This window comes from Arthrobacter sp. BL-252-APC-1A, from assembly GCF_009696625.1.
Classification (GTDB): domain Bacteria; phylum Actinomycetota; class Actinomycetes; order Actinomycetales; family Micrococcaceae; genus Arthrobacter_B.
This window is the reverse complement of sequence record NZ_VULS01000001.1, coordinates 172628-183615: the sequence shown is the minus strand read 5'-3', so window position 1 is coordinate 183615 and position 10988 is coordinate 172628. Positions and strand designations below refer to the sequence as shown.

The 10988-nt window shown below is 65.9% G+C and carries 11 protein-coding genes; 9 read left to right on the top strand and 2 right to left on the bottom strand.

Annotated elements, in window-relative coordinates:
• The first annotated feature begins 10 nt into the window (after window positions 1-10).
• Entirely contained in the window at window positions 11-598 is a 588-nt protein-coding gene (locus tag FYJ28_RS00815; RefSeq protein ID WP_154577958.1) for a V-type ATP synthase subunit D, read from the top strand.
• On the opposite strand, the gene FYJ28_RS00810 is transcribed toward FYJ28_RS00815, so the two are convergent.
• Both FYJ28_RS00810 and FYJ28_RS00805 read right to left on the bottom strand, forming a co-directional pair.
• Window positions 595-1140: a GNAT family N-acetyltransferase gene (locus tag FYJ28_RS00810; protein ID WP_154577957.1), complete on the bottom strand. Its 546-nt coding sequence runs from the start codon at window positions 1138-1140 to the stop codon at window positions 595-597. The two genes, FYJ28_RS00815 and FYJ28_RS00810, sit on opposite strands and share 4 nt — an antisense overlap.
• Before the next feature lie 28 nt (window positions 1141-1168).
• Complete coding sequence (locus tag FYJ28_RS00805; RefSeq protein ID WP_154578180.1) at window positions 1169-2320, bottom strand: acetyl-CoA C-acetyltransferase; 1152 nt, start codon at window positions 2318-2320, stop codon at window positions 1169-1171.
• A gap of 163 nt (window positions 2321-2483) precedes the next feature.
• Between FYJ28_RS00805 and FYJ28_RS00800 the strand changes: the two genes are divergently transcribed.
• The 8 genes from FYJ28_RS00800 (at window position 2484) to FYJ28_RS00765 (ending at window position 10988) form a co-directional block, all read left to right on the top strand.
• Window positions 2484-4112, top strand: a complete 1629-nt coding sequence (locus FYJ28_RS00800) for a peptide chain release factor 3 (RefSeq protein WP_055241582.1) — start codon at window positions 2484-2486, stop codon at window positions 4110-4112.
• 70 nt (window positions 4113-4182) lie between these two features.
• Window positions 4183-4794 (top strand): TetR/AcrR family transcriptional regulator, encoded by a 612-nt coding sequence (locus FYJ28_RS00795; RefSeq protein ID WP_154577956.1) that lies wholly within the window; start codon window positions 4183-4185, stop codon window positions 4792-4794.
• A 45-nt stretch (window positions 4795-4839) separates the two neighbouring features.
• Window positions 4840-5586, top strand: a complete 747-nt coding sequence (locus FYJ28_RS00790) for a VC0807 family protein (RefSeq protein WP_154577955.1) — start codon at window positions 4840-4842, stop codon at window positions 5584-5586.
• Between the two features lie 109 nt (window positions 5587-5695).
• Complete coding sequence (locus FYJ28_RS00785) at window positions 5696-7069, top strand: DUF6421 family protein (RefSeq protein ID WP_195840571.1); 1374 nt, start codon at window positions 5696-5698, stop codon at window positions 7067-7069.
• Window positions 7066-7791, top strand: a complete 726-nt coding sequence (locus FYJ28_RS00780; RefSeq protein WP_154577954.1) for an SDR family NAD(P)-dependent oxidoreductase — start codon at window positions 7066-7068, stop codon at window positions 7789-7791. Before FYJ28_RS00785 ends, FYJ28_RS00780 begins: the two co-directional genes overlap by 4 nt.
• Window positions 7792-7833: 42 nt before the next feature.
• Window positions 7834-8898 carry a threonine aldolase family protein gene (locus FYJ28_RS00775; RefSeq protein WP_235472086.1) on the top strand — a complete coding sequence of 355 codons (1065 nt, stop codon included), beginning with the start codon at window positions 7834-7836 and terminating at the stop codon, window positions 8896-8898.
• Window positions 8899-9021: 123 nt separating this feature from the next.
• Window positions 9022-9648 (top strand): DUF3000 domain-containing protein, encoded by a 627-nt coding sequence (locus tag FYJ28_RS00770; RefSeq protein WP_326831469.1) that lies wholly within the window; start codon window positions 9022-9024, stop codon window positions 9646-9648.
• 56 nt (window positions 9649-9704) lie between these two features.
• Window positions 9705-10988: an HRDC domain-containing protein gene (locus tag FYJ28_RS00765; RefSeq protein WP_154577953.1), complete on the top strand. Its 1284-nt coding sequence runs from the start codon at window positions 9705-9707 to the stop codon at window positions 10986-10988.

Below are 10988 nucleotides of genomic sequence, written 5' to 3'. Positions count from 1 at the left end.
AGGGACTGCAGTGAGCGGCTCCGGCAGGGCCGCCCGGGCGGAGACGGAACGCCGGCTTGAAACAGTCCGGCGGGGTGCCGAGCTGCTGGACCGCAAACAGCAGATCCTCCGCATCGCCATCAGCAACCGGGCAGAACAGGCGGAGGAAAGCCGCCGCCGGTTCGAAGCGGCAGCGGCCCGGGCTGCGCCCTGGCTGGGTCGGTCCCTGGCATTGGACGGTCTGGGACGCATCCATGAAGCTGTTCCGGACTCCTTCGCGGAAGCGGAGATCCGCTGGGGCGGTGCCATGGGCATCTCCTATCCCGAAGGTGCCTCCGTGAAGCTGCCGGAGCAGATACCTTCCTCGGGCTCCTCCGCCCTGCTGTACGCTGCCGCAGCGCACCGCGAGGCGCTCGCCGCCGCCGTCGAGCATGCAGCGGATGCACGGGCCCTGCTGCTGGTCAGCCGGGAACTCGCAGCGACGCGGACCCGGCAGCGCGCCGTCGAACACCGCTGGATCCCCAGGTTGGAGGCAGAGCTGGACCGCATCCTGCGCAGCCTGGCCGAACAGGAACTGGAGGAGAGCCTCCGCCTGCGCTGGGCCGCCGGAGCCGTCTAGGCAGGCACGTCCTCCCATTCGAACGGCGTGATCTCCTGGTTCACCCAGTCCTGCCGGAGAATCGCGTAGGCGACTGATGCCACACGGCCGCCATCCGCCGTCGGCCATCCAAGGCGGTAGTGCGCCTCCTTCAGGAACCCGGCACGCAGGAACGTCTTTCGCATGGCGATGTTGTCCTCGCGGGTCTGGCCTTCAAACCGGACAATCTCCGGGAAGCGGTCAAAGACCAGGGCACACAGCGCTTTCAGCACCGGTACCCCGAGCCCGCGGCGGCGAAACTCTTCCGCCAGCCGCAGGTCGAACATCGGGGTGTCTTCCTCCAGGTCATCCAGGACCACCAGCCCGATGCGTTCCGGACCGTCCTGGATCCAGAACCCAATTGACTCATCACTCCAGAAACGTCCTTCATCCACGAGCTTGCGGGCGGACTCCGCCGAATGTTCCGCCCGAACATGGAAGGGAAAGCGGTTCGAGGTGAGGAACTGCACTACGGCCTGGGACTCGGAGACGGACTCCACCAGGGGCAGGAAACTAATAGCCATGTCCGGAGTCTAGGGAAAGCTGCAGCCTTCAGCCGAGCCGCTCGATGATTGTGACGTTGGCCTGGCCGCCGCCCTCGCACATGGTCTGCAGCCCGTAGCGGCCGCCGGTGCGTTCGAGTTCGTGCAGCAGCGTGGTCATGATCCGGGCACCGGTGGCGCCGATGGGATGTCCCAGGGAAATCCCGCCTCCGTTGACGTTGACCCGGTCCATGTCCGGATCCAGCTCGCGCTGCCAGGCCAGCACCACCGAGGCGAAGGCTTCGTTGATTTCGATCAGGTCCATGTCCGCCAGGGACATCCCGGTTCGCTTGAGCGCGTGCCGCGTCGCTTCGATGGGCGCGCTGAGCATCATTACCGGATCATCACCGCGTGCGGAGATGTGGTGGATCCGGGCTCGGGGCCGCAGTCCGTAGCGCCGGACGGCGTCTGAGGAAGCGATCAGCAGCACCGCAGCAGCGTCGGAAATCTGCGACGCCGTAGCCGCGGTTAGCTTTCCGCCGTCCCGCAGCGGCGCCAGGGATTCGATCTTTGCCCGGTCCGGAGTCCGCGGCCCTTCGTCGGCGTGGATACCTGCGACCGGAAGGATCTCGCGGTCAAAGCGTCCTTCAGCCTGGGCTGCGAGCGCACGCTCATGGGACCCGACTGCGAAGTCCTCCATCTCACTGCGGCTGAGCTCCCAGCGCTCGGCCATCATTTCCGCGCCGATGAACTGGGAGATCGGCTGGGTGCCGTACCGCGCTTCCCAGCCAGTGGATCCGGTGAACGGGTCAGGAAATCCCCGGTCGGCTGCCGCTGTATTGGAGTATCCAATGGCGATGGCGGACATGTTCTGCACTCCCCCGGCCACCACCAGGTCGGAGGTGCCGCTCATCACGGCCTGCGCGGCGTAGGACACGGCCTGCTGCCCTGAACCGCACTGCCGCTCCACGGTGGTTCCGGGGACCCGTTCGGAAAGGCCGGCTGCCAGCCAGGCTGTCCGGGCAATGTCCATGGCCTGCGGCCCTACCTGGTCGATCGAACCGAGGATCACCTCGTCAAACTCTTCAGAGCCGATCCCGGTGCGCCGGACAGCCTCGCCAATCACGGAAGCCGCCAGATCCGCGGGATGCACACCGCTGAGTCCGCCTGCGCGCCGCCCCACCGGAGTCCGTACAGCGTCGATAATGAATGCTTCAGCCATGACTGGCTCCCTTGCCATTGGTGAACTGTGCCCGCCATCACAGTAACCGCCGGAAGTGCCGCGGCCACACCCCGCACGGAAACCGGGTTTGCGCCGGGCGGCTAAACTGGAAAGGCTGCCATTTAGGCAGCCCCCAGATTCCCCACACCTGAAAGCAGCGGCAGTGTCCTCACAGGCCCAGACTCCCGTCCGTGCGAGCGCCAACCCGGCGATCGGCAAGGAAGCCGCACGCCGGCGCACCTTCGCCGTCATCTCCCACCCCGACGCCGGCAAGTCCACGCTGACTGAAGCGCTGGCCCTGCACGCCCGCGTGATCGGTACTGCCGGTGCCACCAACGGCAAGGACAACCGCCGCGAGACGGTGTCTGACTGGATGCAGATGGAGAAGGACCGCGGCATCTCCATCAGCTCCACCGCCCTGCAGTTTGCCTACCGGGACACCGTGATCAACCTGCTGGACACCCCGGGCCACGCCGACTTCTCCGAAGACACCTACCGGGTGCTGGCTGCCGTCGACTGTGCCGTCATGCTGGTGGATGCCGCCAAGGGCCTGGAAACCCAGACCATGAAGCTCTTCGAGGTCTGCCGTTCCCGGAACCTGCCCATCATCACAGTGATCAACAAGTGGGACCGCCCCGGCCTGGACCCGCTGGCCCTGATGGACGAGATCACCGAGCGCACTGGCCTGGCGCCCATGCCGCTGACCTGGGCCGTGGGCATTGCCGGCGACTTCCGCGGAGTTTGGGACCTGCAGAAGGATGAGTTCGTCCGGTTCACCCGGCAGAACTCCGGCGCCTCGCTGGCACTGGAGGAGCACTTCAGCCCCGAGGAAGCAGCGGCGGCAGAAGGTGATGCCTGGGAAGACTCCATCGGCGAAGCCGAACTGGTGATCGACGGACGCGAGTTTGACCGCCAGGCTTTCCTGGATGCCAAGGCCACTCCCATTCTCTTCTCCTCAGCTGCCCTGAACTACGGTGTCCGGCAGATCCTTGACGCACTGGTGGACCTGGCACCCTCTGCCGGCCCGCGGGTAGACAGCGACGGCGGCCAGCGGCCGGTGGACGCACCGTTCTCCGGCTTCGTCTTCAAGGTGCAGGCTGGAATGAACAAAGCCCACCGCGACCACGTGGCGTTCATCCGGGTCTGCTCCGGCATCTTCGAACGCGGCATGGTGGTCACCCACTCCAACACCGGCAAGACCTTCGCCACCAAGTACGCCCAGCACCTGTTCGGCCGTGAACGCGAAGTGATTGACCAGGCCTACCCGGGCGACGTCGTCGGGCTGGTCAACGCCTCCGCGCTCCGTGTGGGTGACAGCCTTTACGTGGAAGAGCCGGTCCAGTACCCGCCGATCCCGTTCTTCAGCCCCGAGCACTTCCGGGTGGCCCGCTCCCAGGACCCCAGCCGCTACAAGCAGTTCCGCCGCGGAATCGACCAGCTGGAGCACGAAGGCATCATCCAGGTGCTCCGCTCGGACCGCCGCGGAGACCAGGCACCGGTGCTTGCCGCCGTCGGCCCCATGCAGTTCGAGGTGGTCGAGGACCGGATGAACCAGGACTTCAATGCCCCGATGCGCATGGAACAGCTCTCCTATTCCCTGGCCCGGCTCACCGACGCTTCCGCCGCCGAGATCCTGAGCAACGTCCACGGCGCCGAGGTGCTGCTGCGCACGGACGGCGCGCACGTTGCGGTGTTCAATGACATCTGGGCACTTCGCCGGGTGGAAAAGAACCACCCCGAGGTCCCGCTGTCCGTGATCGGCACCGAATCGCCGAACAGCCGCGGGTACTAGGCGCCTTTCCTCCCCGAAAAAGTTACCGCAGACCCTGTTCGCGCTTACCTGAGCGGCGTACTTTTTATCCATGCAGGTAAAAGAGGTGTCCTTCACGGGTGCTGCGCGCCGGGCCCAGATCATCGACGCCACGCTCGCAGTCATTGCCGAACAGGGCTATGACCGCGCCTCCTATGCCCGCATAGCCGAGCAGGCGCAGCTCTCCAGTACCCGGCTGATCTCCTATCACTTCTCCGGCAAGGCGGATCTCATCAGTGCGTGCGCTTCGCACGTGATAGGGCGGATCGGTGCATGGACCGGTTCAGCGGTGCACGCAGAAAGAACGGCGGCCGGTGCACTCCGCGCATACATCACGGCGACGGTGGGTTTCATAGACCGCAACCGGGCCGCCATGGCTGCCCTGACCCGCATTGTGCTGGCCGGAGCGCTGGAGTACACAACGGCGGACGATACCCAGGCAGCCGCCCCGCTCGAGGACCTGCTGCGACGGGGCCAAAAGAGCGGGGAGTTCCGCTCCTTCGACCCCGTGGTGATGGCCCACGCCGTCCAGCGCAGCATCGACGGACTCCCGTTTGTCCTTGAGCGGGCGCCCTGGACGGACTGTGCGGCCTACGGACGCGAGCTTGCCGCATTGTTCGAGCTCGCTACACGCATCGACGCACCGAACACCGTTTCCAGCTGAAGACAACAAGGGAACCTCCATGCCGGGAGGCAGGACACGGGCAGTATGAACACAGACCAGGTTCACCAGGTTCAGGGAACGGGCGCCGGCAAAAGTCACGCCGCGGCGCGCGTCCTCCGCGCGGGCATCGAGTTCCTCGTACCCGTCGCGCTGTTCTACATACTCCGGGCAGCAGGCGTCAGTGCCTACGCCGCACTGCTGGCGGGCACCGCCGTCTCGTTGGCGGGCTCAGTCGTGGACCTGCTGCGGTCACGGCGGGTTTCACCCTTCGGGCTCTACGCCCTGACGCTGATGGTTCTCAGTACAGTGGTTTCCCTGATTCCGGGAGACGAGCGGTTTCTCCTGGCCCGCGGCGCCCTGGTCGTGGGAGTGTCCGGACTCTGGTTTTTCATCAGTGCAGCGACGCGCAGGCCGCTGGTCTACGTAATGACCCGCCCGATACTCCAGGGCCGCTTCGGCTGGCCGGGGGAATGGGACCGGCTATGGGTGCAGCTCCCGCGCTTCCGCCGGGTCTGGCGCGTCACAAGCATCCTCTGGGGTGCTGGCCTGTGTGCTGACGCAGCGCTTCGCATCTTTATGGCCTGGACCCTTCCGGCAGACGCCGTTCCGGCCCTGACGACGGCGCTGACCACGGTGACTACGGTGGGCCTGGTCGTGACGGCAAACATTTACTACCAGGCCTCCGGAGCCGCCCGGGCCTGGTCACCCTTCTATGCCGGGGCCTCCTGGGAAGCGGACGAATACCCGAAGCACCGCTTGGCCAAACGCCGCCGCCGCGAACAAGAAGCATAAGCCTTACTTACTTAAACCGACTTCGAGGCTAAGAACACATGATTTATGGCTACGCTGGGGCCAACACTCTTCCCGGCCCGGGAGTTCGTGCAACCGGAAGGTCTCGGCTATGTCATCCACCGCTTTCTCCTCCCCTGCGGACCAGCTCGCCGCACCCGAAGATTCCGCTGCCTGGCTGCGGCTGAAGGACGCTGCAACCGCGTTCGCGCAGTTCCAGGAGCAGGACGGCTCCGTACCCGCAGAGCACAGGGAGACCGCTGCTCCGCTGGTGGAGACCGTCCGCGACGCCGTAGCCGAACTGGCACCCGCGTTCGGACATGACGCAGAGTACCTGGACCTGGTGGTCCGCGACCTGAACCGATGGCTCCAGGACGGACTGGGCGTGCCGGACTTCCTCGACTCGCTGCTGGCCTTCCAGCCGCAGCTGGACCGCACCGACGGCCTGCTGCACCTGGCGGTCTTCCCCATGTACACGCAGAACGGCTCCCGCTCCCGGCTGCTCGAAGCCGTCCTGGTGGAAGTGATCTGGCCGGAGTTCATCGCAAACCTGGAAGCCGGCGAGTATTCAAACAAGCTCTTCGTGCCCATCCGCTTCCGCGACTTCACCCCGGGATACGACACCAACTCCGCAGTCCTGTTTCCGGAAACTGTTGCAGTCCGTGAAACCCCGTCCTTCACCTGGGGCGCCATCTTCGCCGACCGTGAGGCCGCACGGTTCCGCCGCGTGCTCCGCGCCGCTGCGGAGATCACCTCCCTGGAGCTTCCCGAAGGCGCGGCTGAGCTGCTGGACAACCAGGAACTGACCGAAGAAACCTTCGTGATGTGGGACCTCATCCATGACCGCACCCACATGCGCGGTGACCTTCCCTTCGATCCGTTCATGATCAAGCAGCGCATGCCCTTCTTCCTCTACTCCCTCGAAGAACTGCGCTGCGACCTCACCGCTTTCCGCGAATCGGTCAAAATCCAGAACGACGACGACGCGGACCCCAAGGCGCGCAGCACCGCCCAGCTGGTCCAGTACGCCGTGATCTTCGACCGGATTTTCCGCTTCGCAATCACCGGCTCCCGCGTCCGGAACTACGACGGGCTGGGCGGCCAGCTGCTCTTCGCCTGGATGCACCAGCACCGGGTGCTGCACTGGACCGACGGCCGCCTGAGCATCGACTGGGACGAAGCTCCCGCCGTCGTCATCAAGCTTGGCCAGGAAATCGAGGATCTGTACTGGCGTTCCATCGACCGCCCCAAGACAGCCCATTGGCTCGCTGCGTACACTCTCATTTCAAGCACCCTGACCCCGCACCCGGCCTCCCGCTGGGCCAAGGGACCGGATGCCCTGCCGCTGGACGGCCCGCCGCGGGCACTGACTGACCAGGTGCTCGACGACGAATTCCCGCTGTCCATGTTCTACGAGGCACTGTCGAAGAAGATGGCCCCGGTCATCGAATCCACCGCCGGAATCACAGGGAGCAGCACTTCATGAGCACAGCCGGAGCAGGGGAAGCATCAGCACTGCCGGGCCTGACGGTCCTGGTAGCCGGAGCATCCTCTGCCTCCGGAACAGCTGTCTGCACGGCACTGGCCGCCGCCGGTGCCCGCGTGGTGGCCGTCGGTTCAAGTGCCGGGCGGCTGGCCGAGTCGCTGGAGAATGTTCCCGGCGTTGAACTGCGCACCTGCGACCTGAGCCGGCAGGGCGACGTCGACGCACTCGCGTCCGACCTGCAGGCCGAAGGCGGGATTGACGGGCTGATCCATCTGGTGGGCGGCTGGCGCGGCGGCGGAACCCTGACCGACCAGAGCGATGCGGACTGGGATTTCCTGCAGCAGAACATCCTGACCACACTGCGCAACGTCAGCCGCAGCTTTATTGGCCAGCTCACTGCTTCGCCGCACGGCCGGTTAGCGATCGTCTCTTCCACCGCCGTTGAAACCCCCACGTCCGGCAACGCCGGATACGCCGCCGCCAAGGCCGCCGCTGAAGCATGGGTCCAGGCCATAGCCTCCGATCTCAGCGGCACCGGCGCCGCGGCCGTGATCTTCGTGGTGAAGGCCCTCGTGGATGACCCGATGCGGGCTGCAGCTCCGGAACGCAGGTTCCCCGGCTACACCGACGTTTCCGAACTCGCAGCGGCAGCGGTCAGGCTGTTCACCACTGACGCCGCGCAGATCAACGGAAAACGGATCAATCTGGTGCCCCGCACCTGAGCCGTTTTTCCCCTAGTCCCATCTTGAGGAATACTGACACCCGTGACTGAAACTACCTCCCTGCATGACCCCGCCCTGCGCGCCTTCGCTTCGGACAACTACTCCGGCGTCCACCCCGAAATCCTGGATGCGCTGACAGCAGCGAACCTCGGCCACCAGGTGGCCTACGGCGAAGATGTCTACACCGCCAAGCTCCGCGACGTCTTCACCGAACACTTCGGAAACCGGATGAGGGCCTTCCCGGTCTTCAACGGCACCGGGGCGAACGTCATCAGCCTCCAGTCCCTGCTTCCCCGCTGGGGAGCTGTCATCTGTGCCTCAACTGCCCACATCAACGTGGACGAAAACGGTGCCCCCGAACGTGTGGGCGGAATGAAGCTGCTCACCGTACCGACTCCGGACGGCAAGCTCACGCCCGAACTCATTGACCGTGAAGCCTGGGGCTGGGGCGACGAACACCGCGCCCAGCCGCTGGCCGTGTCGATCACACAGTCCACTGAACTCGGCACCCTGTACACGGTGGAGGAAATCCAGGCCATCTCGGAGCACATCCACGCCCGAGGCATGAAGCTGCACATGGACGGTGCCCGGCTGGGCAACGCGGCGGCTGCCCTTGGCGTGCCGCTGCGGGCCATCACCACCGACGCCGGCGTGGACATCCTCTCCCTGGGCGGCACCAAGAACGGCATGATGTACGGGGAATGCATCGTGGCCCTGGATCCCGACGCCGCCCCCGGCCTGGACTACCTGCGCAAGATGAACATGCAGCTGGCATCCAAGATGCGGTTCGTCTCTGCCCAGTTCATCGCGCTTTACGGCACGGACCTCTGGGAGCGCTCGGCCTCCACGGCCAACGCCATGGCCTCCCGGCTGCGTGCCGCAGTGGAGAAAATCGACGGCGTTTCCCTCACCCAGCCCACCCAGTCCAATGCAGTCTTCGCGACCCTGCCTGCCGGCGTCGCGGACAAGCTGCGGGACAAGTTCCGGTTCTACGACTGGGACCAGGCTACCGGTGAGGTGCGCTGGATGTGCACCTTTGACACCTCCGAAGCGGACGTCGATGCTTTCGCAGCGGCCATCGCCTCAGAGGTTGCGGCTGTCCGCTGACCCTGCTGCCCTGTCGGCAGAAACACACCCGCGCGTAAGCTGTAGCTCATAACGAATAGGACACACCGGCGAGCCTGCACACCCAGTGTGCAGGCTCCGCCGTAACCTTCGAGGGTGAGTGCGATTGGTGACCTGTCACAGGTGCCCCCCGAATTCCTAACAGCCCTGGGGGCTCTGCGCCGCGCGAAGTGCCGGCCGGAACTGCGGCTGGAGGAGATACCTGCCCCTACCCGGTTGGCGCCATTTGCTGTTTCCCTTGCCGCCGACGTCACGGCCTCGGGGCCCCAGCCCGTCAATGGAACCTTCCACGGACCGGTGGGTCCGGTACTTCCGGAAAGCCGGGAACTGGCCACCGGCCGTTTTATCCTCCTGCATGACCCGGACGGCAGCGACATCTGGAACGGCACCTTCCGGATCGTGACTTATATCCGCGCCGAACTCGAACCGGACATGGGCAACGACCAGATGCTGGGCTCCGTCGCGTGGACCTGGCTGGTTGATGCCCTGCAGGAACACGGTGCCCGTTATTGTGCAGCGGGCGGAACCGCCACCAGGATCCTCTCCGAGAGCTACGGAACGCTGGCCGGGCGGAGCGACGCCATCGACATTGAGCTGCGGGCTTCCTGGACGCCGGCGGACGCCGATGTCCAGGCGCACCTGGAAGCGTGGTCGGACATGGTGTGCACTTTCGCCGGGCTTCCGCCGCTGCCGGACGGCGTTTCCCCGCTGCCGCGCCGGCGCCTGAACTAGCCTCAACCGGCCAGGAAAACGGGAATACCCGCAGCACTCGATAGACTGAAGTTCTTATGACCGCGCAAACTTCCGGCAAATCCGCTTCAGAGCTGTCCGCAGACGAACCAGACACCGCTCCTCTCCCCGTCCTTGATGCTCCGCGTGAGGGCGTTCCGCTTGTGATCGACTCGGTGAGCGGCCTGGAACGCGCCGCCCGGGCGCTGGCCGCCGGCACCGGTCCCGCAGGCATTGACGCTGAGCGCGCCTCGGGTTTCCGTTACGGCCAGCGCGCCTTCCTTGTGCAGATCCGCCGCGAAGGCGCAGGCACCTGGCTGATCGACCCCGAACCGCTGCGTGACCTCAGCATCATCAATGAGGCGCTGCAGGGCGTGGAGTGGATCCTGCACGCCTCCACCCAGGACCTGCCGTGCCTTTCCGAACTGGGTATGTGGCCGGACAAACTCTTCGACACGGAGCTGGCCGCACGGCTGGCCGGCCTTCCGCGCGTGGGCCTGGCCGCCGTTATTGAGAACCTGCTCGGCTTCAGCCTGGCCAAGGAACACTCAGCAGCGGACTGGTCAACCCGGCCCCTGCCCGAACCCTGGCTCCGCTATGCGGCGCTGGACGTTGAGGTGCTGGCCGAACTCCGCGTGGAACTGATCAAGCTGCTCGAGGCTGACGGCAAGCTTGCCTACGCCGAGGAAGAGTTTGAGGCGATCCGCACCGCTGATCCGGCCCCGCCGCGCACCGACCCGTGGCGGCGTACCTCCGGCATGCACCAGCTCCGCGACCGGCGTCAGCTCGCTGCAGTCCGGGAACTCTGGCAGGAACGAGAACAGCTTGCCGAACGCCGGGACACCGCGCCGGGCAGGCTGATCCCGGACGCTGCCATTGTTGCCGCTGCCAGGGCCATGCCGTCCACCGTTCCGCAGCTGCTTTCCACCCCCGGGTTCCACGGCCGTGCCGCCCATAAGGAAGCTCCCCGCTGGCTGCGCTGCATCGCTGCGGCCCGCGAGACGCAGGACCTGCCTCCCCTGCACATTCCCACCAACTCCCCGCCGCCGCCGCGGGTCTGGGCGCGCAACGATCCTGCGGCAGCAGCGCGGCTGCACACTGCCAAGCCCCGGCTGGCCGCACTGGCGGAGCGGCTGAACATGCCGGTTGAGAACCTGCTGACCCCGGACCATCTCCGCAGGGTGGCCTGGCGGCCCCCGGCTGTTATCGACCTGGATACGATCACGGCTGCACTGCGCGGGCTTGGTGCACGCGAGTGGCAGATCCAGCAGACCGCTGCGGTGCTTACCGTCGCGTTCCTGGATCCTGATCCCCTGCCGGAAAAGGAAACCGAAAAGGACTAG